Genomic DNA, 24,289 nt, shown 5'->3' on the forward strand with positions numbered 1-24,289 from the left:
AATGGCCGTCAAAATCGATCCTAAGGACTACAAATTAGAGGATATCGAAAGCAAATATGCAAGTTTCTATGAGCCTAATTATGACATTCTCATAGAAGGAACCAGCATTAAAACCGTAGATGCCATGGTAGAACATCTGAATGTAGATACAAGCACTGCAAAAGCCGACTCTTTCACATTTCAGGTATTCAATGCATATGATTATGAAAAAAGTAAATTCAACTGGGTGGACAAGTTCTTCAGCCCAGGGAAATCAATTGAGATAAAAATGGGCTACGGGGAAACTTTAGAAACAGTATTTGAGGGAAATATAACCTCGGTTTCATTTCAATTCTCTGAGTCAGACTGTCCGATTATTGTTGTATCGGGAATGGATATTTCTTTTAAAATGATGAAGGGAACCAAGTCTTTTTCCTGGGACAAAAAGAAATACTCGGATGTGGTTAGAGAAATTGCTGCCAACTATACATCTCAAACAGTCATAGATAACACTGAAATAACCTATGAAGCAGTAGAACAAAGCAGAACTTCCGATTATCAATTCATTGCCTGGATGGCTGAAAGAAGCAATTTTGAATTCTTTGTTACAGGAAAGAACCTATTTTTCAGAAAACCACACAAAAACAAAAAGCCTGAAGTTGAACTTGAAATAGGAAAAAATATGATAGGCCTTGAAATCAATCAGGATATTGGGGAGCAGATCGGATCTGTAACTGTAAGGGGGTGGAACAGTAAGAAAAAGGAGGAGTTTCAGCAAAAGGTACAGGATGTGGACAAGCTTGGCTCCGGTAAGGACGGGGCTGCAATAATAAGAGAGTTGGTGGGAGCAGGTACTACAGAATATTATTACTCAAATGAAGAATCAGGGGACGATGCTCAAAAAATGGCAGGATTTATTTTAAATAAAGCAGGTATGAAATTGGTTGGCGGTAGAGGTGAATGGCTTGGTATACCTGAAATTATGGCAGGCAAGTACTTAAAATTAAGTGGTGCCGGGACAAATCTTGATAAGCTTTACTACATAACGTCAGCTACTCATATCTTGGATGAAGATGGCTACAGGACAAGTTTTGAGCTTGGAGGAAATGAAATATGAGTTTGATAAATTGTTTTGATAAAGAAACCAACTCAAATCATGTTAATTCCCGAATACTTGGAGTCAGTATTGGAGTAGTAACAAATAATAAAGATCCGGAGAAGTTGGGTAGAGTGAAGTTAAAGCTTCCTCTCAGGGAGTGCCAGAACGAGACAAACTGGGCAAGGGTAGCAACACTTATGGCAGGCAAAGAGATGGGATGCTTTTTCTTACCGGAGGTAGGCGATGAGGTGCTTGTTGCTTTTAACGAGGGAGATGTGAGCCAGCCATTTGTTATTGGCGGATTGTGGAATTCCAAGGAAATTCCTCCTCTCACCAATGATGATGGAAAAAACAATATCAGAAAAATAAAATCCAGGAACGGAAATGAGTTGATTTTAAATGATGATGAAGGTAAAGAAAGCATCCAGATTAAGACAAAAGCCGGCCAGGATATTACCATGGAGGATGCAGCCAATGGTAAAATTACCGTTAAAGATAAGAGCGGAAACAACCTTGTTGAGATAGATGGAGGCAATAATAAAATCACAGTAAAAGCAAATATGAAATTAGATCTTTTGACTGGCGGCTGTAAAATCAATATGGATGGAACTCAAAACAGTATCAATATTGAAAGCTCTATGAAGCTAAAAATTAAATCCCAGATGATTGACTTGGAAGCGGGTGTAATGAATATTAAGTCTGATGGTCCTCTTACATTAAAAGGTGCCATAGCAAAAATCAACTGACGGGAGGAATATTAAATGAGTGGAAGAATGCGGGGACAAGGATGGAAATTCCCTGTAAAGGTGGATAAGGCTACTGGAAAGTTCATGATGTCTGAGGGTGAGGAAGATATCCACGAAGCTATTATTCTAATACTCAAGACAGCAAAGAAGGAACGAATAATGAGGCCTGGATTTGGCAGCAACATACATCATTACGTTTTAGAGCAAAGTGACAGCAGCACCCTGGCTCTTCTTGAAGAAGAGGTAAAAACGGCAATAGAAAACTGGGAACCAAGGGTAACAGATGTTACGGTAGATGCATATAACGACGGAACGTACAACGAGAATGTAATAGTGGATGTAAGTTATAGAGTTATATCATTAGACAGGGCGTTTAAAAAATCCATTCTTTTAGAGTCCTAAAATATTAGAGATAAATTTCTTGCATTTAATAAAGAAATTATTAATACATTTCTTAATTTTCAGATACCAAGCTGTAAATTTATACAGTTTGATGTCTATACAGGAAAGGGGCATTATAATGATACCGCTTCTTGATAGTAGAGATTCTGAGACAATTCTTGATAAAATTAAAAAAATGGCACCTTCATATGTACCGGAATGGACATTTGATAGAGAAAACATGGATGCAGGAACTGCTTTATCGATAATTTTTGCTGAAATGTTGGAAGGAACTATCAAAAGATACAATCAGGTGCTTCATAGAAACAGAATGGCATTTTTGAATATGCTAAATGCCGGAATATTACCGGCTAACTCATCAGAAGCATATGTGACATTCTTTTTGAGTACAGGTGTAAAGGAAAGTACTTTGATTCAAAAGGGAACCAAGGTCACTGCAGAATCAAAGGATCAAAATGGGCAAGTAGTCTTTGAAACGGCACAAGATATGTTGGCTACTCCTTCTGTACCTGTTTGCGGGTATTGTATCGGTTATAATGCTAATGTTATAAATGAAATTGACCAAAGATTATTCTCTGTTAATGAGGTGGAGAAAAAGGGTTTCATTATATATGACAGAAAAGACCTTGAGGAAGACAATTTTAAAGATAATTTAACTGTTAATTTGCAGGAACACTGCATCTATTTCTCCCATTCCACCATATTTAACATAAAAGCTCCTGCAGAGATAACTCTAGAATTTCGCCATTCACAGAAAAAATATAGACAAAAAGAGATTTACAGCATCCTTTCAGATACAAAAAAATGCCTATGGGAGTTTTATAACAGCACTTTGCCGGATAATCCATGGATGCCTTTTAAGGAGCATTGCATCAGGGGTGATGAAGACAGATTGGTGCTTTTAAAGAAGGACAGCTTGGAAATTTCAAAGGCTCAAATACAAGGAATCGATGGCAATTACATTAGGTGTAAGCTCATCGAAAATGTGGATAATGATGTTTACGATCTGGAATTTGATGAAGTCTACGCCTCCAGTAAATCTGTGAATGATGATAAGACTTGCGGTATTGTACCCGATAAGCTTTTTATAAATGATATAGAGCTTAAAAAAAATGATTTTTATCCTTTTGGAGTGCATTTCTCTAATTATGATTGCTTTTATATTTGCTGCAATGAAGTGCTATCAAAGAAAAATTCCATTATATCATTACACTTAGTTGAAGACTATCAAATAAGTGTTACAGGCGATCCTGAGAGGAAGAAGATAAAATGGAAAAACATTATGAAGAAAACGGATATTGAAGAATCTGAAGATTCAACTGCAGAAGCACCAGAAACATATATTGAAGCTGTGATTTGGGAATATTGGAACGGAAATAGATGGGCACGGATTTCCATGGATGAACAATACGAAAAAATATTTAATGTAATGCAAGATAAGAAATATAAAAATGGAAAAGGGCTATATGAAAAAAATATGGTTTTCACGTGTCCTATAGACATTGAGCCGGCTCCTGTAAACGGGCAATTTGATTATTATATTCGGGGAAGAATCGAGAAGATATGGAATGCCTTTAGACCAAATGCTGTTTATCTCTCACCAAAAATCAAGAAAATATCTCTTCAGTATGAATATAAGGATAAAGTGCCTTTAAAAAATATAATAGCGAAAAACAATATGGATTGGAAAACATATTCAGGTTATGGAGTAAGTTGTGAAGGAAACGGAAGTAAAAAATTTATTAAGCCCTTTGAATCAATTGGTAACTCGTATCCCGCTCTTTATCTGGGTTTTGATATAGCACCATTGTATGGCCCCATACATCTCTATTTTTCAATGAAAAAGCTTTGTGAAGACAATGTTTGTTTCCAGCCTGTATGGGAATATTTCGGAAGCAATGGCTGGACACCCCTTAGAATAATAGATAATACCTCAAGTTTCAGTACAAGTGGAAGTGTGATATTTGCTGGACCTTCGGACTTTGTATGTTATGAGCTGTTTGAAAAAAGCAAGTACTGGATTAGGGTTTATGATAAAAGAACAGATTTAAAACCTTCAAACATAGAAATAGACGGTATTATTATTAATACAGTAAGAGTTGTGCAACAGGAGAGTATCAGAGATGAAATTCCCGAAGTAATTGCAGACGGTTTAAAGGTGGAATGCAGGTTATCCCGCAGCCCTATTGTATCGGAAGAGGTTTTTATAAATGAAGCCTTGACTCTATCTGATAATGAGCAAAAGGAAATTCAAAAGGAATATGAAGTGATTTCTTCAAAGGATGAATACGGTAATATCAAAGAGTTTTGGGTGAAATGGAAGCGGGTTGATGACTTTTTGCTTTCAGGTGTAAATGACAGGCATTATATATCTGACCCCTCTTCTGGAAGGTTTGTGCTAAAAGGTGCCAGGTATGGAAATGAATTTTTTAAAACCAGGGACAAGATAAGGGTAAATTACAAAGTCGGTGGAGGTGATAAAGGCAATGTGTCTCAATATTCAATCAGCGGGCTTAAAAACTCAATAGCATTTGTGGAAAAGGTAGTAAACTACAGATCCTCTTTTGGCGGATGTGAGATGGAGTTGCTTAGTGAAGCAATTGACAGGGAGACAAAGAGGTTAAAGCATAGGGATAGAGCAGTTACAGCAGAAGATTTTGAGGCTTTGGCATTGACTTCGTCAAGAAAAGTGGTAAAAGTAAGATGCATTTCAAATATGGATGCAAATCTACAGTATAAGCCAGGATACATTACACTGGTTATACTGCCCAAGGGAGACAGTCAAGGGGATAACTTTTTTGGAGCACTAAAGGATAAAGTGAAAAGGCATGTTCTGGACAAAACCTCATGTATAATGGCTTTTCACGACAAAATATCAGTTGTAGAGCCTGTTTTTGTTGAATATTCCATAAATGTAAGTGTTGCGATAGAAGATATGGACAGCATAGTAGAAGTTGAAAAAGAAATTAAGTCAGCACTTAATGATTATTTGGATTGCATGTCTGGAAATTTTGATAAAAAGGGATGGCAAATTGGTGATTATCCAAAAACATCAAGCTTTTTTACCTTATTAAAATCCGTTCCAAAAGTAAAATATATAGAAAACCTGATTGTAAATGTCTATGAATTAAGATATGGCAAAAGGATGCTTATTGGGCTGGAAAAATGCGAGAGTATGCCGTATATGATGGTTAAGAGCGGATTACATCAGGTCAATGTCAAAGTGATATAGGAGAAACAGGGATGCTAACATTAAAGGAATTAAATGACCGTACATACCAGGAAATCCTGAATCAATCAAAAGAATTGATCCCGCGTGTATTTCCTCAATGGACAGATTTACGGGCACACGATCCCGGCATCACTTTAGTAGAGCTTTTTGCATGGCTTACTGAGAGACTGGAGGATAATCTTAATAAGGTTACTTATAAGAACTATCTTAAGTTTTTAAAGATGCTTAATATAAGACCCAGGGAGCCTGAACGTGCGAGTACTACAGTGACCTTTGAAGGTGTTTGGGATAATGTTGTTATTCCAAGAGGGACAAGGATTTGTGGTGAAGGAGTTGTTTTTGAAACTGATGAAGCCGTTTGTTTTAAAAATATTGAGGATATTCAAGATGTTAAAGGTAATAAAGATATTAGAGAAAATGAAGATATTGAAGGTGCTCAAGCTGATAAAGCCACTCAAACCGTTAAAGTGACTCATGGCAAGACTTTAAGCTGTGTTTACTATTTTTCTTGCACTGGAGAAGACGATTGTGTTGAATTGGACGGATACTTGCCTTTTTACGGGGTTTGTGAGGTAAAGGTTAGGTGTGGTGACTATTGGAATTTGTGGAAGGAAAGGTTATGTAATGACTTCGATGACGGACTTGAGTTTTATCAAATAGAGAGAAATGATCTTAATAAGAAAACTATTATTAAATTTGGTAAGGACTTAAGGGAATGTGTTGATCAAAGTTCACCAAATATTATGGTTATAGCTTATGAAAAAGATTTTGAAGAAAATAGATATGTAGAGCTAAAAAGAGCTCTTCCAAACCAGGTCTTAAGACTTGACTGGGCAATGGATGAGGAGATTATCCATCCAGGCAGTTTCAAAATACAAGTAGGTGAGTGGTTATACGAAGAAAATGACTACAGATGGAAGGATTACGAAAGAGTTGACGACTTCTTAAATTCAAGGGGCAATGATCCCCACTATTTATTGGATTACCAAAACAGGGAATTACATTTTGGAAACAATGAAAACGGAACAACTCCAAAAGGTCATTTGGGCAATAGGCTAAAGATCATATCCTGTACATTAGGCTGTGGAGCTAAAGGAAACATTAGGGAAAACATACTTAATGAAGTAATAGAGGATCTTGGGGACAAGGTGAAAATAATAAAGCAAAGCACAGCTTCAAGTGGTTTTGACGGAGAAAGCTTAAATGAAACGGTTAAAAATTTGTTGTTGGATATGAAAAAACAGTACAGAGCCGTTACAGCAAAGGATTATGAAGATGCGGTGTTATCAACACCAGGAATAAAGGTAGCAAGGGCAAAAGCTTTACCGGAATTTGCAAAAGGGCAGAAAAACTATCCATATTCCAGAACTCCAGGTCAATTAACCATAGTGGCAGCACCTTACAGCACAGAAAAAACTCCAATGCCAGATGATGCTTTTCTGGATAGAATCAGGCAGCATATAGATTCTATGAGACTGGTTACTACTGAGGTACACGTAATGCATCCGGCTTATATTGGTGTTAAGGTAAGGTGTTCTGTGGTTGTCATGCCTCATATAAGGTTTGATGAAAGGGCTGTATTGGAGATGCTTGAGGAATACATCAGCCCTATGGGTGGAAAGAATTTTCCCGGGTGGGCATTTGGAGAAACGGTAAGAAAGGGAGACGTTATAAGTAAGATAAGTACTATTGATGGCGTTGAGTATATTAAGGATATTCAGATATATGCGGATGGAAATGATGTAAAGTTTGATAAAAGCGGCGATCTTTTGATACCGCCTTACGCACTGGTTTACTCACAAAAGCATGAGGTTGTTTTATTAAGAGATGAATGATGATATAGGAGAGATAGCCCATGTACAGTAAATGTATGTTCTTTTCAATAAACAATGAAGGCGGTTTCAATGAAGGCTTATTAAATAATACTTATATAAAGGATGAAGGACTATTCATTGATGCTTCAAAACGCGGAAGCTACTATTCATTTTCCTTTGACAGCCAGGAGAACGGGACAGTATGGCATATGATAAATATATGGTCAAATAAAATGGATTTTGAGGTGTACTATTATGCATCAGACAACAAGCAATGTATTAAGAAAAATGCGGATAAGAAAATTGATATCGACAAATTTATGCTGGATTCATCTTATGAACAGGATGAAAAGGAAAAATGTCTTGAAGAATTCTGGGAAAAGAAAAAGGATGTTAGGAAAATGAGTTTTACTATGTCTGATGATGGCTATTCCGGCAACATGAGCAGTCTTTTCGTGGATACGGCAGGCAGGTATCTATGGATAAGAATAAAAGTGCCGGAAGTAATGGGAGATGACATAAAAGATCTTATTATAAAGAAAATCAGACTGTATTATCCTAGAACGTCCTTTTTGAGCTATCTTCCGAGGGTATACCAGAACGATGCTGAAAGCAGAGACTTCCTTGATAGGTATCTATCAATATTCGGTACTATTTATGATGAATTTGAAGAGGAGATAGATAATATATCAAAATATTTTGATCCCGATGCCGTAGAAGATGAGTATTTGAAATGGCTTTCATCCTGGCTTGCGATTACATCGGATGATATATGGGATAAAAAACGAAGGGAGCTATTGAAAAAGGCACCGGAGATCTACAAGATAAGGGGCACAAAAAGGGCTATAGAGCAGATGATTGAGCTGTATACCGGTGAAAGGCCTAAAATTGTCGAGTACTTTGAGTACAAGGAGTTTTTAAAGGACCCGGATCAGAAGGACAGGCTTATAAATTTGTTTGGAAATGATCCGTATACCTTTTCAGTCTTGATAAGCTCTGAATGTGTTAAGGAAAATCACCAGAAAATAGCAGTGAGGAAGATTCTGATGGAGGAAAAGCCGGGATATACAGAAACAAGATTAATTTTACTTAAAAACAGCATTGAACTTGATGGACATACATATCTGGGAATTAATTCGATATTTATGGAAAATTCAAAACTGCTTTTGGATCCGGAGCAGTCGGTGCTTTACAATAACGAATTAAGGGATGAATGATGAATCGGGAGGCATACATATGGAAGATACAATGAGTTTTGTATTTGAAAGGAATAACTACTATACTGGAAAAATTCTATCGGCAAAAGATTTCAGCATGGAGCAGGAATATTTTAATCGTAAAAGGTGGCTCTTAAACCAATACAACTTAGGCAGCGGGATATTGTACGGACTGGATGTCATAAAATCGGGGGAAATGCGGCAGGAGGAATGTGTGACAGTAAAGCCGGGCATTGCTATAGATTCCTCCGGTAGGGAAATAGTTATAAGGGAACCGATAAATCAAGTACTCAGTGAGCTAGACAGCTTTTCAAAGTCTAAAACTGCCGGAGCCGTCTATCTTTGTCTTGAGCATGTACAGGAAGAAAGAGATGCGGCAATGTCGGTAGGTGATAAAAACAGCCCAAATTTTAACAAAGTCAAAGAGGGATACAGATTTGTTCTGGAAAGTGAGCCTCCGCCACTTTTAAACGAGGCAACAAAGTTTTTATACAATGTAAGCCAGGTTTATAAGGATGAGAATGTTATCATCTGGCATAAGTCTCCCAAGTTTGTGTGCGGTGAGAGGACCTTCGAGTGTTCTTTCATTGTGAGCAAGAGGGCCAGGAATGTGAGGGTAAAGCTGGAGTATGAGGTGGAGGTACAGAAGCTTAATAAGGTTACATCCAGTGTATGCTCTGATTGTTGTGACAGGAGCGGTAGGACTGAGTTTGAGGAGAAGTATAAGCTGCAAGCATACGGGGCTGATGGGGTAATAAGCTTTAAGAATTTGAAGGTTTGTGTAGAGGATGAGGTTTTTAGTCCTGAGTTTGAGGATGTTATCGTGAGGAATGAAAGTGTGGACTTTGCACAGAAACTTTTTATGGATTATTACCATGAGGAGATCAGCGATAGGATGGAGAGGGTAGGAAAGAATAAGATCTGCCTCGCGAAGATTTTGATGACAACTGTAGAGTGTGGATTGGGGACCAAGTATCATATTGATGCGGTGGAGGATACTATTTTTACAAATTATATATATCCACAGTTCTTGCAGAGGGTTATAGGTGAAGGAGGTGGTGATGTAGAGGTGCGTCAGTATGCTCCTGTTGAGGTGAAGGAAGAGATTAAAGGGAGTTATGTGAAAACGGGTGTTGTGGACATTTCTGTAAGCGATGCATATAAGAAGGCTTATTACACGGATGAGATTGAGCATGGATTAGGGCCTGGAAATGTTTTGATCACAACTATGCTGGAAGAGCAGGGGAAGGCATATACAGGGAATGTAGAGGTTTTTGATAAGAGTGAATATGAGCCTTTTTGCAGTAAGGTGGCAATAGGGGGAATTTTGAATCCCCAAAAAGGGACTCTTAGGATTGGGGTCAAGGTTCATGGAGGGTATAAGGCGAAGGAGAAGATTTTTGTGAGATGGTGGGTGAGAAAAGGATGATTTTGGGGGTATTATGAGCTGCAATGTTGGCATATACCATACTATGACAATTATAAGGAATATCTAGCTAAGAAATTTGGACAGAAAATTGAGATCCAGTTTGTTGAAAATGGTAGTTTAATAAAAAATCAAGCTTGTGTATCAATTAAATCACGTGTACCTCAGAGGTTTATTGAACAGCTTACAATTAAAAGATACAGTGAAAACACAAAAAATACTTATATATCCGTGTTTTCGAAATTTCTTGAATTTTATCCCGATATTGAGCCGGAAAATATCACAGATGAGCAGATCCGAAGATATCTTTTACACATCATTGAGAAACTGAAGGCTTCGACTTCACTTCAAAAGCAGGTTATAAATAGCATTAAATTTTATTATGAAACTGTATTAGGTCGTGAATTACATAAGGCATCGGTACAGCGACCTAGAAAAACAAAGGAATTACCTGTTGTTTTAAGCAGGGAAGAAGTAGCTGAGATATTAAAGAATGTAAAGAATTTGAAGCATAAAGCAATTTTACAAACAATATATTCGGCTGGACTTAGGAGATCAGAATTGATAAACCTTAAAGTAAATGATATTGAGATACCGAACTGTAAAGTTTTATATAAGTTCGCTTTGAATAGCCCAATTTCAGCTATTCAGCTCACTTTATAAAACTAGTTTTACAGTTCGATATCTCTGGATTCAAAACGGAATTGTATTGTAATAAGAGGTGCAAAAGGAAGCAAGGACAGAATGACACTGCTTTCACCGAGACTTTTGGAACTGCTTAGAGAATATTTTATACAGTACAAACCAAAGGTTTATCTTTTTGAAGGAGCAAACGGAGAGCAATATAGTATAACAAGCTTGAGGAATATTCTAAAGCGAGCAGTCGGAGCTGCAGGAATTACTAAGGATGTTCATTTACATACATTGCGGCATAGTTTTGCAACACATCTTCTGGAAGATGGAGTAGATATTCGATATATTCAAGCTTTGCTAGGTCATAGCAGCACAAAAACTACAGAAATTTATACACACCTTACTACACGAGGGTTTAGCAAAATTAGGTCACCTTTGGAAGATATGGAAATATGAATAAAGAGCAATTGCACATTATCTCCCTATATGGTGGTTATTGTGCAATACAAAGATAATGATGCAGTCAAAATAAAATTAATGGAGCTTTTGTGGTTGTTATAGGAATTGAGAAGAGATCTATAACGGACAATAGATACAATTAAGGTGGGTTGAGATATGTATGCACAAGTAGAGAAACAAAAAACATTAAAAAAAACCATCACCAATTCACAGCAAAAGAAAAGTAGTGGTTTGATTGAATCCAAATTATCAAAAACTTTTTTAAAGCCACTTGTACAATACAAATTTGATATAAGTAAAAACAATCAAATAGTTCAGAGAACAGAGACTGAAGATAGTGCAGCTCAAGAAATCAATGATGTTAACTGGAACGGTATTATTAAGTTTGTCAAAATATTAACTTCGAAATATGCTAAAGGAACCACATTGTATGTAGGTATTGGAAGTAGTCCAGAAATTGTAATTAATTTTTTAAAAGAACTTGGTGAGAAGGCTGTTATTATTAGAGTTGGTGGATTGAGTGTAGTAGACAGAGGTATGGCCGCTAAAGTTAGTAGTGAAGAGTCGTTGTTCTTAAAACACTGGTCTGCAGTTGAGATAGGAGAAGAAAACATGAAAGATGCTTCTATTAAAAAAATAATAATATTAGATGCTGTTTCTTCAGGAGATACTCTAGTTGCTATGAAGAAAGTAATTTCAGATGCTTTTCGCAGCTATGGCACTAATAAGAGTGTAGAAGTTGAACCAATAACCTTAAATAATAAAGGAGATATGCTCGTAGAACTTGGTATTACGAATGTTATGAAAGGAACTAGAGATAAAGATTTAATATCATTTTCTAATGCCATCAGCAACTCAGAACTAAAAGAATCTACTAGAACAACACCTCGTGACGCCACAAAGATTGATTTGTTAATGGAAAAAGTTAAAGAAACTGAAAAATGGATAGAGAAAGAATATCCATCATGGAAATATGATCAAAAAAGAAGATTTGCTTTAAGGCATATGCAAGGATTACTTAGTGATGAGAAATACCTATCTCTATTTGACGGAGAAAATGAAGAAAAGTATAAAGCAAGAAGAAAGTATTTGCCTGTAAAAATAAGAAAAATAGTTTTACATGAGCGTATTAGAGGCAAAATCAGGGAATTGCAAGACATGCGAAGAAAAAAATGGTAGTTGAATTTCTAGAAAGTCAAAAATATATTTTAATGGATTACGATTAATGATTTGAATTAAAAGCTGAATAGTAAAATTCATTTGATCCATAAACCTCATTTTAAATTGTATACAAACTCTAAAAAACGAGAGTTCGATGATGTGAAAGATAAATGTAATAAGAATGAAACAGAAAAATAAAATGAAGCCCTCATCCCAGGTTGTATAATTATGTGACCAAACAAATTAAACAGTAAAGGGTGAGAGCTTCATGGAAGATTTACTTATTAAAATTTTTTGCGATACAGGTGATTTTTGCATTAGGCTCGACAAACATTTAAAAAGCCATATACTGAAAGAATCACAAAAACATCAAAAAAAGCTTTGTAGTTCTAAAATGATGGAATTAAGCGAAGTTATGACAATAATTATATTTTTTCACCTTTCCAGTTATAGAACTTTCAAGCATTATTATAAAGAATATGTACTTAAAAGCTAACGAATTTTTTCCCAAGTCTTGTTAGTTATTCAAGGTTTGTAGAGTTAATGCCAGAAGCTCTGATCCCATTAATACTCTTTGCGAAAAAATACAGAGTTGGCAAACCTACAGGGATTTCATTCATTGATTCAACTACATTAGATGTATGTGATAACAGGAGAATTCATTCTTATAAAGTATTTAAAGATATAGCACATAGAGGTAAATCTTCTACAGGATGGTTCTATGGGTTCAAACTTCATCTTGTTATTAATGACATGGGAGAAATTCTATCATTCTTTTTAACAACTGGTGAAGTAGATGATAGAGAGGCAGAAGTAATAGATATCCTTACAAAAGACTTATTTGGTAAATTATTTGGAGATAAGGGATATATATCACAGCCTCTTTTTAAAAGGCTCTATGAAAAAGGCATAAAACTGATAACAAGGCTTAAGAAAAATATGAAAAACAAGCTCATGCTTATTGAAGAAAAGCTATTACTTAGGAAGCGGGCTCTTGTTGAAACGGTTAATGATTTTTTGAAAAACATTTGCTAAATAGAGCATACTCGACACAGAAGCTTTAATAACTTCTTAACAAATGTTGTAGCGGGTATTGTAGCATATAGTTTTCTACCTAAGAAACCAAGTTTAAATCTTAGAACAAGAGGCTTAATAGCTACACTATAAACTTATTTGTAGCTCAAGTAAAGCTTTAGGCAATTTTTACCTAAAACTTATGGTTAAGTGTGCATTATATATTTGGATAATTATGGATGCCAAGTCATCGAATTCACGTTATAAAGGTTTATATAAAACGGGAATGATATCTATAACGGAAAATTGAACAATTGAGGTGGAACAAGATATGTATGAACAAGTTAAGAAAATGAAAGAGAATAAAAGTAAAGTTGTTACTAATTCAGTTGCTCTAAAGAAACATAAAGAACCAGATGCTTTTGGTTTTTTTGATAATCGAAATGATAAAATTGTACAAAGAAAAGTGATTATAGAAGATAAGCCTGTAGCATTTATAGATGATAATAAAGCATTTGTTGAAGGAGCAGGAGAAATAAGTACTAATGGTAAAGCTGATTGGATCACTGATGATTATGTAAGATTTTATGAAAATAAGCAGGAGTTTGAAAACCATGCTGGAGAAAAACCAGTGGAATGTGGTTTAGCTCGAAAATATGGAAAGTGGTACAGATTAAAAAAGTTTTCTGAAAAAGAATTCTTTGTATTAGGTGAAAATCATGGAGTATTTGGCTACAGAGAACTTATTACCGAAAGCAATCAAACTGGTAAAGTATTAGGAGAAAGTGGGGCTAATTCATTGATGACATCTACACCAACCAGTAAACTGGAAGCTAATAATGCACACGAAGCACTTAAATTCCCTTCAGGCATATCAAGAGAATATACAATGGAAAACCTTGCCTCTAAAGCTTTATATAGTTTAGAAGCGTTCTACTTGTCGAATAAAAACAATACTGAAATACCAACTCATCCTCCAGCAAAAATTTTAGAAGATGAAAGCACTTGGTTATCTAATTATCAAAAGCCTTTAGTAGATAGAAAGGTAGATAATTATGGAGTGCCTTATTACATAAATTCCGCTGGAGAAGCTGTTTACGCAACATATGGAACAGCTGCAGAAAACTATAATCCAGGAAGCTCTGGGGCTAGCGTACTTCAAAAGCTATGGATGGAATTGGACAAAAAGACTGTCAGAACTAATGCTGAACCAGAAGCATGGACTTGCTTAAAGCATTTGATGACAAAATACAAATATAAAAAAGGTGCAAAATGGAGTGAAAATGAACAAAAACATTATACTAAGCTAAAGAGTATACTTATAGATTGGTCTACACAAGAAGCCACTAATATGGCTGGCGGTATTGATCCAACTCAACAATTTGAAGATGAATTGATAAAGAAAGACAAGCCAGGTAAAACTGCAAATGCGATAGATAAGGGATTTGCTCAAAGAGATTTTGCCATGTACAAGTCTGTACTTAAGGCAAAAGAAGCAGGAGATTTTATTATGGCTGGAATGGGAGATCGACATGCCGAACATCTTAAGAAATTTTTAGAAGGACAGGTCCCAGTAATTACTTTAACAGAATTTCTATCCTCAAGTTATTCGAAAGATGCAATAACGCTATTAACAGAACAAAATTCTCAATTCTCCAAAGATCTAGCCAAAACTGAAGTTAAGAGGGATGAATATCTTAAGGCTGCACTTCAATTGGCTGCTCAAGCATCTGTGCAACCAGTTCGATATGTGAATATCAGCCAGTCAAATCAAGCTGAAGTACAAGCTAAGCAGGGGCAAGTAATTATTAATGAAAAAATTAAAAACTATTTGAAGCTTCTAGGAGTATTTGTACCAATAGGAGTTAGTGTTGCAGTAGTTTTATTAATAAAAACCGGATATTTTGATAACATTAAATCATAGAACAATGAACAATTTTTAAATAAGCTCTTGCATACCATCAATCATAAAATCAGGAAGTAATTATTTGTAGTTTACTGTCACAAGTAATTAATAATTAATTTAAAAGAAATAAATATGAAAAGAATAAAATTAGGAAAACTGGGACTATTCTTTAATTTCATAATTTGAGTGAATAAAAAGTTGGAATAGCAATATATACCGAAATACTAAATATGAAAGCCTATAACAAAACCTAAAAGCAACTGAAGCAGCTTTTAGCCCTTTCGTTATAGGCAATTGGTGAAGGATGCCTATAACGGGCAAATAATCCAATAGGGGTGAGTTGAGGTATGTATACACAAGTAGAGAAACCGAAGGAAAACAAAGGCAGGGTGGTTGCAAACTCTGTTACTCAGAAGAAAAGCGTTGGAAAGCAAGGTTTTGGGTTTGTGGATAATCGATCTGAAACTGTTTCCCAAGGAAAACTGAAAAGGATGGCTAGAAATAGTTTACAAGATAAACAAATAACACAACTACAAGCAATACGTGTTTTACAAATGGCAGGCAGAAATGTCTTGTACAGAGGTCCGGAAATAATGGTAAAAATGTATAGGGGTTCCGATTACCCATGGGAGTTAAGAGCAATGCAAACAGGAAGAATTATGAGTAAAGGTTTAAGAGAATTCAAACTTAAAGCTCCTCTGGAAATGGCTAAACACACAATGGATGCTAACTCAGGCGAATTTGCTCCTCTTCCACCACGTGAAATTAGAAATAGACATGCAATTTCAAGCTCCCATGGTACGGGTGGAGAGACGCACACTCCAGCAAGTAATTACGCATCTCTGGTTAATGATCCTGCTAGGGCAATAGAATGGGGAACACGAATATTTCGTTTTGATGTCTGGCGTTCTGATTTATGGCAAGGTGGTGTAGATTATGATAGAGGTGGTCCAGAAGGTGAGTGGCTTATTGAGGGAGACACTAAAATATATAATGTTGAAACATCTACAGATAAAGGAACTACTTGGGTGCCAGTCAATCAGGTATTAGATCATGAGACCTCTACTTTATACGAAAGATTACAACATGTTAGATAAATACAAAGCACGTTAATACAATAATATGCAAATACTGAATACACAAAATTTGGAGTGCATGAATATAGCCAATAACAAAACCTAAAAGCCATTAAAAACGTCTTTTAGCCTTATCGTCAATGGTCAAATTTAATTACTTAAAAGTATTAATTAAAAATACTGAGAATAAGTACTTGTGTATACTTTTTGGAAAAGATTAACAAGGGGGTATTACAAATGACACCATTCCAAATATGGTTGAGAGATTTTACAGGATATTTTAATCGAGCAGCAGATGATGAATTACTGTTACATGGTAGAATAATTGAAGCGAACATTGTACAAGCTGCAAATGTCTTTGTAGCAAGGAATGGATTTGATCCGTTTTCAGCAAGAGGAAATTTTGGACAATATTGGAGCTTGGTACGATTTGGACTTATTAACTCAGGTATGCCCAAAAAAGACTATAAACAGCTAGAAGGATTAGTTGAATCGTTCAATTCGGGTACAAACTGGGAGTGAACTGACGTTTTGATGAAGACATGATGATTTTTACTTATTCGGTTAGCGAAAAACGCCTATAACAAAAGCTAAAAGCAACTGACCAAGCTTTTAGCCTTTTCAATAGAAGCATTGCACAATAGCCACCAAATTGGCAGTTATTGTGCAATTGCCTTTTGTCTTTCAATTTCCATCTCATAAAGTTCTCGTCTTTCGATAAAAATAAAACTAAGGAGTGATTGAAAATGGTAGTTGTGATTTGTACAGAAAAATGAAATAATAATAATGTACAGGAGGTGGTGATATGCCACAAATAAGACCAATAACTGACTTGCGAAATATAAATGAGATTTCAGATATTTGCAATGCCAAAATGGAACCGGTTTTTATAACTAAAAATGGGTATGGCGAATTAGTTGTGATGAGTATTGCGACGTATGAACAAATGCTTGAAGTCAATGAAATTGATACTAGTATTACAAAAGCAGAGAATGAAAATGCAAATTTAATAGATGCAAAAGAAGCCCTTTTGTCCTTAAGGAGGAAACACTTTGGATAAGTACGAAGTAAAATTGCTCCCAAAGGAATATAGATATATTGATCAAATTTATGAAAATATCTCGGCTGAACTTCAGTCGCCTGAAGTAGCTTTAAATTGGTAGTATCTTTTGAAGACGCAGTTTTATCATTAGAAAAGTTATCTCGCCGAGGGTCTGAACGAAAAATTGGTGTTTATGCAAATAGAGGATACCGTCAATTATTTATTAAGAATTTTACTATTGTCTATAGAATCAATGAAAAAATGAAAAATGTAATTATTGTTACAGTTAAATATTCACCAAGTAGTTTTTGAAATAGATTAACACTAAATGCCCATACAATGGCTAAAAGCATTGCTTTGAATGTATTTAAAAAGCTTGTATAAACCTGGAATGAATATAAAAAGTCATTGTCCTCTTGTTACTTCAATCTCAATTAACAAATTGAGATTGAAGTAACAAGAGGATTTTTATTGCTTTTTTAGAGTTGACCAATTGACATCAATATAATCATTTTAATATAGATACAACAATTCCCAAATCTACAATATATAATTTCGCATCAAGGACAAAAGCGAAAGGTGTGAACTGGATGCTTGATAGCATTTATTTAAAAAGTGAATTTATAAACCAGGAAATTGACGGGTATATCCTTGATTTACTTGTAATTTTGGATATTAAAATACTCAGGCTTCTCATAAAAATTCAAAATGCTTGTGTTGAATCTTCAAACCAAGGTTTTTCAATGAACTTTGTTGAAATTTTTAAGCTTTTTACAAATGAAGGTGAGATCCATAATACTGAAGAATTGCAGCAATTAAAGGGTGCATATATTTCAAGGGAGATGTCTATAGAGCATAAACGTCAAAAAAATAACCTGGATCTGTTGTGTGAGAAATTCTCACTATCATGGTTTGAAAGGCAGGTTATGATTATGAGCCTTGCAGCTGAACTGCACCCAAAATATGAAAAAGCATATGGTCTTATAGCTGATGACATTTCTGTAAAATACCCTACTATGGAAATTGTTTTAAAAATATTATTCGATGACCAGCTGGATTTTATCAAGCATAAACGGCAGTGGATAAATGGCGGTTCTTTGCAAAAATTCCTATTATCTGATTCCCCGTGGAACCAATATGGTCAAAATAGGGAAATGCGGCTGGATTCTAAAATTGTGTACTTTATATTAGGAATGGATAAACTACCCTATGAGCTTGAAAATCATATTGAAATTTTTCATCCCGATGAGATTCTTCCACCAATCCTTACAAAAATGGATCTTCAGGAAAGTCTGCGAAGCTATTATAACGCTGCTTTGCAGGACAATGAAACCATCCTGATAAATCTGGAAGGGGCATATGGAACAGGAAAAACCTTTCAGTTAAAGCATTTATGCTATGGTATTGGTAGAAAGCTGCTGCTCGTAGATATGAAATTGTTTCTATCCGATGCAAGCCCTGAAAAGATCATAAAATCCATACTATGTGAAAAGATTCTTCAAGATGCTGTCCTTGCGATAAAAATGCCTGAAACCATTGAAGATAAATTAATATCCATATTGCATCAGCTAAAAACTGAGTTTATTAAAGAATATCCGTTTGGTGAGGCATTATATATTATTTCAACAGATTCCTTAAAAAAATATCATACAGGGCAAAAGGATAAGATCCTTCATTATAAATTGGACTTGCCCTGTGAACAGGAGAGAAAGATAATCTGGCAAACCATTGGAAAGCAATATAAATTCAGCACCCAGATTAACTGGGGGGAATTTGCATCTAAGTTTCGGTTTACACCTGGACAAATAAAAGATACCTTCGAACTAGCTAATATGAACTCTGCTGGAAAAAGGAGTAAACCAGAAGGTATTGATCAAAGCAGCCTGATTTCAGCTTGTTATCAAAATGGTAAAAGCCACCTTATTACCAAAGCAAGAAAAATTGAAACAAAATTTCAATGGGAAGATATTATTCTTCCGGATGATGCAAAGAGTTTGTTAAAAGATGCCTGTAATCAGATGAAATTCAGGCAAACGGTATTTGGAGACTGGGGGTTTGAGAAAAAACTATCATACGGTAAAGGGCTAAGTATTCTTTTTTCCGGACCGCCAGGTACAGGAAAGACAATGTCGGCACAGGTTGTGGCAAATGAACTCCAATTGGAACTGTACAAGGTAGATATAGCAAATTTGGTAAGCAAATACATCGGTGAAACTGAAAAAAACCTGGAAGGGATATTTGATGAAGCACAACTTAGTAATGCAATACTCTTTTTTGATGAAGCCGATGCTATTTTCGGCAAACGCACCGAAGTTAAGGACTCCCATGATAGACATGCCAATGTTGAAACGTCTTATTTGCTTCAAAGAATAGAAGAGTATGAAGGAGTCACTATTCTGGCTACTAATTATGTAAAAAATATTGATGAGGCATTTCTGCGACGTATTAATTTTGTAATTGAATTTCCATTTCCTGATGCTGCTTATAGAGAAAAGATTTGGCGATCCATATTCCCTAAAGAAACCCCTTTACAGGAAGGTATTGAGTTTTCGTTGATTTCAAAAAAATTCGAAGTAAGCGGTGGAAACATTAAAAATATTGCAATTTCAGCTGCTTTTATTGCAGCAGAAAAAAATGAACCTGTGGGTACTTGTCACATTATTAAAGCAGCACGAAACGAATTAAACAAAATCGGAAAGATGATTAATTTGGATGACTTGGAAGAGTATTTATAGTGAATGGAACAAAATGTGGAAGGATGGTGGAAAAAATGTTTGAGAATAAGAGTTTAAAGAGAAATGAAGGAGATAAGCAGGTTAGTGCAAGTAATAAAAATATCCAACGAAAGTCTAATTCAACTAAGCTAATTCAAAGGGCTGTCTTATCTCAAAATAACTTGGTAACCGGTGATACCGCACAGTTTAAGAAATTGGTGGGAAACCATGGGTTGAACAATTTATTTAGCACTAAACCTTTGCAACGGGAAGTTAGTCCTGATGAAGAGGAAGAATCACTTCAGATGAAAAAGGATAGCAATGCAGGATATCAGACGTTTGTAAATTTAGAAAACACAAGACCCTTGCAAAGGGTAGCTGATCCAGAAGAAGAGGAAGAGCCCCTTCAGATGAAAAAAGAAAACAATACAGGTATGCCTGATCAGCTCAAGTCAGGGGTTGAAAGCATTTCTGGCATAGATATGAGTGATGTCAGGGTTCACTACAATTCTGACAAACCTGCCCAGGTTGGTGCATTGGCGTATACCCAGGGAACAGATATCCATGTTGCATCAGGTCAGGAGAAGCATCTGGCTCATGAAGCATGGCATGTGGTGCAGCAAGCCCAGGGTCGGGTTCAACCAACAATGCAGCTAAGGGATGTGGCAGTTAACGATGATCCTGGGTTGGAGCATGAAGCAGATGTAATGGGAAGCAGGGCTTTAAGTATATAGTCAAACGAGGAATAAAACTAGAAGATATGGAGGAAATATGGATAATTTATACTATGATTTTAATTTGCTAGGTGATTATATCGATGCACTAATGCCAAAACTTCGAATTGCTGTTATTTATGGAGGAGATAGTAAAGAGGCGGGCTCCGTACTCTACAGTACTTATAACACAAGATCGTGGAAAAGCTATAAAACTGTAGCATCTGAAATAAAAACTTCATTAGAACAAATTGGGTTTAAAAATGTATTCTTATTTCCTGATAATATGGAACTTACAAAGAATCTCAAAGATAACAGAATTCATATGGTATGGCTTAATACAGGAGGTGTTCAGGGGGACAACCCTATGTGCCATACGGCAGCTTTGCTTGAAATGCTCGGAATCCCTTATGTGGGCCATAGCCCTATGAATTATACAATTCTTGATAACAAGCATGTTTTTAAGTATTTTTCAAAAGGAATTGGAATAAATACTGCACCATTTGTTACATGGGATATGTCAAAAGGCTTGTTCATACCCGAAAGAAACAATCTTTTTAAGTCAGTATTCAAAGACTATGATGGACCTTTTATAGCAAAACCGATTTCAGGACGTGCTTCAAATCATGTTTTATTTGTTAAATCTGGTTTTGAGCTACAGGAAGCTATATCAGAAATTTTTGCTGCAACTCAAAATATTGTTTTAATAGAGAAGTACCTTCCGGGAAGGGAGTACTGTGTTGCTGTAAGCGGAAACGTTAAATATAGGGCAGGCTCTTTTGTAAAGATGTCTAAGCCATTTGTGTTTTCAGAAATCGAGAGGGTGTTGGATGAAGATGAATTGATATTTACATCAATGGATAAACGCAATATTACAGATAATAGAGCTATTCTTCTATCTGATGAAATCCAGAGTAAAGTAAAGTATAAGCTAGGTGAAATCGGAAGGTGGGTTCATGAGGCATATAGTTTGAATACTCTGGTTCGGATAGACATTAGGGAGGATAAAGATGGTTCGCTGAACGTTCTGGAGGTCAACCCAAAACCTGACTTGAAAAAGCCCCAGGATGGAGTTATCAGCCTGGTATGTAAAGGCTTGGAGGAACACAATATGTCTTATAACGATTTGATTTTAAGTATTTTTGCTAATCAAATGGACTATCTTTTAGTAAACCGTAAATCTTCAATGCAGCACATATACAACCTTTTACAGAAGGAAATTTGTTGATGGATATGAAGCGTAGGATTATGAAAAAGCTAATTAGAAGTATACCCATATTGAGCATATTAGCAATTGTACTGCTTATTCAGGTTTTAGTAGGCATGGGAGAGGCAGTCAGAACTTATTCGGAGTATTACTTTGATAGGATATATGCTGATGGAGAATCTTTAAAAAATTCTATTGAAAGCATATTGAATGCAGGCACACCTTTAAAATATGCAGATGTTGACACACTAGCAAACCTGTTGGATAAGGAACCCGCTGGTATAACCAAAATCGAGATATGGGATGGAAATGATATTGTTTACCCAAAATCCGAGGAAGAAACATATAAGAAAGTTATATATGAAAAATTCTTAGAAGTTACTGAAATAGGTGGTTTGAAACGGGATAAGAATAAAACTGATTCAAAACCATTGGAAATACTTTACAGAGTCCAAAAGAGCCTTCTTAATTATAAAGTAGATATTCCTTTAAAAAATAAAATTGATCAGGAGCAGTCGGGAACTATATCTATTATAATATCCAAAAAAGTAATATCACAAAAAATAGCTTATTACTTCAGAATTGTTTACACTTTTTTTATTGTTGCTATCATGATGTATGTCATTTTCCTTCTTAAAACCGAACATAAATGGAAGCACAGATGGAAGATGTGGGTTACATCTTCTTTCTGTATAGCTTTTATGATGATGATGGGATTGATCATTTTTACACTTATCAATATTTATCTTGATGGAATTACAGGAAAGACATATGGGGTTACCAATTCGCTTACCCATAGACTTAAATCAGCGTGTGAGCTCGGGTTGGATCTTGAAAAGTTTACAAATGATATAGATAACATGTTTAGTAAGTGCATATCTTCTAATAGTGAAATAAGACGTATTTTGTTAGAGAAAAATGGGAAAATAGTATCAAGTATTGATAAGGAAACAAAAGGAAGTACCTTGGATAGTCAAACACAACTACTAAAGACTGATTATATCAATACTTATGGAGATATCATTTGTAGTGAACATTCAAGCTATAAGATAAATATTTATGTTTATAAAAATGCTATATACAAAAAGCTTATAAGAAATATAAAAAACTTTTTGGTTCTTTTAATTGCTCTTTTCTTTGTGGCTGCACTTTTTATTAATTTAATAATTTCTTTAAGACAAAAGGTTGAAGAGGAAGATAATAATTTAATTGAAAATATAAGTGATTATAGTGATTATAAAATAAACCTAATAAAGCCCATTTATTTTATTGCTGCTTTTGGGGAAGGCTGTATAACTTCGTTTTTCCCTAACTATGTTAATGAAAGAGCAGCGGGTATAAATGGTGCAGCATCACTAATTATCACATTGTATTCAATCATATTTACTCTTTCTTTGTACCCTGCAGCTAAAGTTGTTTCAAGGAAAGGAGAAAAGTCAATACTTTGCCTGGGAATTGCAATTTACTCATTTTCCATGCTGATTTTAGTAATTGATATTCATTGGCAGCTGATTTTTGTTTCAAGATTACTGGCAGCCATAGGACAGGCTGTGATATTTGCAGGTGTGCAGTCCTATATTTTGAGAAATACAGGAGAGGGACAAAAGACCAAGAGTTCAGCAATAATTGTCTTTGGATTTAACGGAGGCATGATTGCAGGTACGTCTCTAGGTGCACTTGGTTTAAACTATTTAGGTAAGTCAGGTGTTTTTTTGGGGATAGTAGTGGTGTCTTTACCTTTAATCATTTATTCTATTTTACTATTGCCTAAAAAAGAGAATGACACAAACAATTTAAAGAAAGAAAAGTCAATGCAAAAAAGACATTGGATTGAAACATTAAAAATAGTGATCCTTGATATAGGGTTTTTAAAGAGTGTTTTCTTAGTGGGTATTTCAACAAAAATGATTCTTTCAGGTTTTGTCACTTTTGCACTTCCTTTAGCAATACTATCAGGCTATAAAAAAGATGATATTGGTCAGATAATAATGATTTACTATGCAGGTGTACTGCTTTCCAGTATTTATTCATCAAAGCTTTCAGATAAGCTGGGTAAAACCCGTAATATATTATTTTTCGGTATGTTGGGAAGTGGAGCAGGACTTGCATTGATAGGTGCAAATAGCAATTTATCACAAATAGAATTTCCATATTTCCTTATTGCCGGAGTAGCATTACTGGGAGTAGCTCATGGATTTATCAATGCTCCTATAAATACACACATAATAAACACGAACGCTGCTTTAAAAATTGGGCAAATGTCTATTGCATCCATATATAAGATGCTGGAACGGATTGGTCATATGGCAGGTCCTATTGTTTTCAGCCAGATTATTTATTTGAATAAGAAAACCCCACTTGCTTTTGTATATGTTGGTGTTGTGGTGATAGTTTTCGGATTGTTATTTAAAATAGGGTTAAAGAGTGAGGAAGTATACAAGTGATAATA

19 protein-coding genes and 1 pseudogene are annotated in these 24,289 nt (G+C 35.3%); all 20 read left to right on the plus strand.

Features of this window, described 5'->3' with window-relative positions; translation table 11 throughout:
- Position 1: 1 nt before the first annotated feature.
- Positions 2-1,096: a phage late control D family protein gene (locus Bccel_RS02755; protein ID WP_036943933.1), complete on the plus strand. Its 1,095-nt coding sequence runs from the start codon at positions 2-4 to the stop codon at positions 1,094-1,096.
- Complete coding sequence (locus tag Bccel_RS02760) at positions 1,093-1,824, plus strand: phage baseplate assembly protein V (RefSeq protein ID WP_036943931.1); 732 nt, start codon at positions 1,093-1,095, stop codon at positions 1,822-1,824. The genes Bccel_RS02755 and Bccel_RS02760 overlap by 4 nt, the downstream gene beginning before the upstream one ends.
- 15 nt (positions 1,825-1,839) lie before the next feature.
- Positions 1,840-2,226 (plus strand): GPW/gp25 family protein, encoded by a 387-nt coding sequence (locus Bccel_RS02765; protein WP_036943929.1) that lies wholly within the window; start codon positions 1,840-1,842, stop codon positions 2,224-2,226.
- 118 nt (positions 2,227-2,344) lie between these two features.
- On the plus strand, positions 2,345-5,458 hold the full coding sequence (locus tag Bccel_RS02770; RefSeq protein ID WP_036943927.1) for a baseplate J/gp47 family protein: 3,114 nt from the start codon (positions 2,345-2,347) through the stop codon (positions 5,456-5,458).
- Positions 5,459-5,469: 11 nt separating this feature from the next.
- Positions 5,470-7,293, plus strand: a complete 1,824-nt coding sequence (locus Bccel_RS02775) for a baseplate J/gp47 family protein (protein WP_036943925.1) — start codon at positions 5,470-5,472, stop codon at positions 7,291-7,293.
- A 20-nt stretch (positions 7,294-7,313) separates the two neighbouring features.
- Positions 7,314-8,489: a phage tail protein gene (locus Bccel_RS02780; RefSeq protein WP_050753028.1), complete on the plus strand. Its 1,176-nt coding sequence runs from the start codon at positions 7,314-7,316 to the stop codon at positions 8,487-8,489.
- A 19-nt stretch (positions 8,490-8,508) separates the two neighbouring features.
- Positions 8,509-9,918 (plus strand): hypothetical protein, encoded by a 1,410-nt coding sequence (locus Bccel_RS02785; RefSeq protein ID WP_036943923.1) that lies wholly within the window; start codon positions 8,509-8,511, stop codon positions 9,916-9,918.
- 171 nt (positions 9,919-10,089) lie between these two features.
- The gene (locus tag Bccel_RS32450; RefSeq protein ID WP_276326159.1) at positions 10,090-10,578 is read left to right on the plus strand and encodes a tyrosine-type recombinase/integrase; all 489 of its coding nucleotides are present in this window, start codon (positions 10,090-10,092) and stop codon (positions 10,576-10,578) included.
- 24 nt (positions 10,579-10,602) lie between these two features.
- Positions 10,603-11,004, plus strand: coding sequence for a tyrosine-type recombinase/integrase (locus tag Bccel_RS32455; protein ID WP_276326158.1), 402 nt, complete (start codon positions 10,603-10,605; stop codon positions 11,002-11,004).
- A gap of 159 nt (positions 11,005-11,163) precedes the next feature.
- A complete protein-coding gene (locus tag Bccel_RS02800) occupies positions 11,164-12,186 on the plus strand; it encodes a hypothetical protein (RefSeq protein WP_036943921.1) in 1,023 nt (340 codons plus the stop codon).
- Positions 12,187-12,436: 250 nt separating this feature from the next.
- Positions 12,437-13,335, plus strand: a pseudogene (locus Bccel_RS02805) (IS982 family transposase).
- Between the two features lie 178 nt (positions 13,336-13,513).
- Complete coding sequence (locus Bccel_RS02810; RefSeq protein ID WP_036943919.1) at positions 13,514-15,106, plus strand: hypothetical protein; 1,593 nt, start codon at positions 13,514-13,516, stop codon at positions 15,104-15,106.
- Positions 15,107-15,435: 329 nt separating this feature from the next.
- Positions 15,436-16,185 carry a hypothetical protein gene (locus tag Bccel_RS02815; protein ID WP_036943917.1) on the plus strand — a complete coding sequence of 250 codons (750 nt, stop codon included), beginning with the start codon at positions 15,436-15,438 and terminating at the stop codon, positions 16,183-16,185.
- Positions 16,186-16,401: 216 nt separating this feature from the next.
- Entirely contained in the window at positions 16,402-16,686 is a 285-nt protein-coding gene (locus tag Bccel_RS02820) for a hypothetical protein (protein ID WP_036943914.1), read from the plus strand.
- 283 nt (positions 16,687-16,969) lie between these two features.
- On the plus strand, positions 16,970-17,224 hold the full coding sequence (locus Bccel_RS02825; protein ID WP_036943912.1) for a type II toxin-antitoxin system Phd/YefM family antitoxin: 255 nt from the start codon (positions 16,970-16,972) through the stop codon (positions 17,222-17,224).
- 96 nt (positions 17,225-17,320) lie between these two features.
- Positions 17,321-17,518 (plus strand): type II toxin-antitoxin system RelE/ParE family toxin, encoded by a 198-nt coding sequence (locus Bccel_RS28595; RefSeq protein WP_242853153.1) that lies wholly within the window; start codon positions 17,321-17,323, stop codon positions 17,516-17,518.
- 278 nt (positions 17,519-17,796) lie between these two features.
- Positions 17,797-19,941: an ATP-binding protein gene (locus Bccel_RS31190; protein ID WP_050753031.1), complete on the plus strand. Its 2,145-nt coding sequence runs from the start codon at positions 17,797-17,799 to the stop codon at positions 19,939-19,941.
- A gap of 35 nt (positions 19,942-19,976) precedes the next feature.
- The gene (locus tag Bccel_RS31195) at positions 19,977-20,654 is read left to right on the plus strand and encodes an eCIS core domain-containing protein (protein WP_242853152.1); all 678 of its coding nucleotides are present in this window, start codon (positions 19,977-19,979) and stop codon (positions 20,652-20,654) included.
- 37 nt (positions 20,655-20,691) lie between these two features.
- Positions 20,692-21,861: a D-alanine--D-alanine ligase family protein gene (locus tag Bccel_RS02840; RefSeq protein WP_036943910.1), complete on the plus strand. Its 1,170-nt coding sequence runs from the start codon at positions 20,692-20,694 to the stop codon at positions 21,859-21,861.
- Positions 21,861-24,284 (plus strand): MFS transporter, encoded by a 2,424-nt coding sequence (locus Bccel_RS02845; RefSeq protein ID WP_036943908.1) that lies wholly within the window; start codon positions 21,861-21,863, stop codon positions 24,282-24,284. Before Bccel_RS02840 ends, Bccel_RS02845 begins: the two co-directional genes overlap by 1 nt.
- Positions 24,285-24,289 lie beyond the last annotated feature (5 nt).

It is taken from the genome of Pseudobacteroides cellulosolvens ATCC 35603 = DSM 2933 (assembly GCF_001262605.1).
Classification (GTDB): Bacteria; Bacillota; Clostridia; order Acetivibrionales; family DSM-2933; genus Pseudobacteroides; species Pseudobacteroides cellulosolvens.

Coding starts and splice junctions, on each gene's coding strand:
- Bccel_RS02755 (WP_036943933.1), top strand. CDS start 2: ATGGCCGTCAAAATCGATCCTAAGGACTACAAATTAGAGGATATCGAA.
- Bccel_RS02760 (WP_036943931.1), top strand. CDS start 1,093: ATGAGTTTGATAAATTGTTTTGATAAAGAAACCAACTCAAATCATGTT.
- Bccel_RS02765 (WP_036943929.1), top strand. CDS start 1,840: ATGAGTGGAAGAATGCGGGGACAAGGATGGAAATTCCCTGTAAAGGTG.
- Bccel_RS02770 (WP_036943927.1), top strand. CDS start 2,345: ATGATACCGCTTCTTGATAGTAGAGATTCTGAGACAATTCTTGATAAA.
- Bccel_RS02775 (WP_036943925.1), top strand. CDS start 5,470: ATGCTAACATTAAAGGAATTAAATGACCGTACATACCAGGAAATCCTG.
- Bccel_RS02780 (WP_050753028.1), top strand. CDS start 7,314: ATGTACAGTAAATGTATGTTCTTTTCAATAAACAATGAAGGCGGTTTC.
- Bccel_RS02785 (WP_036943923.1), top strand. CDS start 8,509: ATGGAAGATACAATGAGTTTTGTATTTGAAAGGAATAACTACTATACT.
- Bccel_RS02800 (WP_036943921.1), top strand. CDS start 11,164: ATGTATGCACAAGTAGAGAAACAAAAAACATTAAAAAAAACCATCACC.
- Bccel_RS02810 (WP_036943919.1), top strand. CDS start 13,514: ATGTATGAACAAGTTAAGAAAATGAAAGAGAATAAAAGTAAAGTTGTT.
- Bccel_RS02815 (WP_036943917.1), top strand. CDS start 15,436: ATGTATACACAAGTAGAGAAACCGAAGGAAAACAAAGGCAGGGTGGTT.
- Bccel_RS02820 (WP_036943914.1), top strand. CDS start 16,402: ATGACACCATTCCAAATATGGTTGAGAGATTTTACAGGATATTTTAAT.
- Bccel_RS02825 (WP_036943912.1), top strand. CDS start 16,970: ATGCCACAAATAAGACCAATAACTGACTTGCGAAATATAAATGAGATT.
- Bccel_RS31190 (WP_050753031.1), top strand. CDS start 17,797: ATGCTTGATAGCATTTATTTAAAAAGTGAATTTATAAACCAGGAAATT.
- Bccel_RS31195 (WP_242853152.1), top strand. CDS start 19,977: ATGTTTGAGAATAAGAGTTTAAAGAGAAATGAAGGAGATAAGCAGGTT.
- Bccel_RS02840 (WP_036943910.1), top strand. CDS start 20,692: ATGGATAATTTATACTATGATTTTAATTTGCTAGGTGATTATATCGAT.
- Bccel_RS02845 (WP_036943908.1), top strand. CDS start 21,861: ATGGATATGAAGCGTAGGATTATGAAAAAGCTAATTAGAAGTATACCC.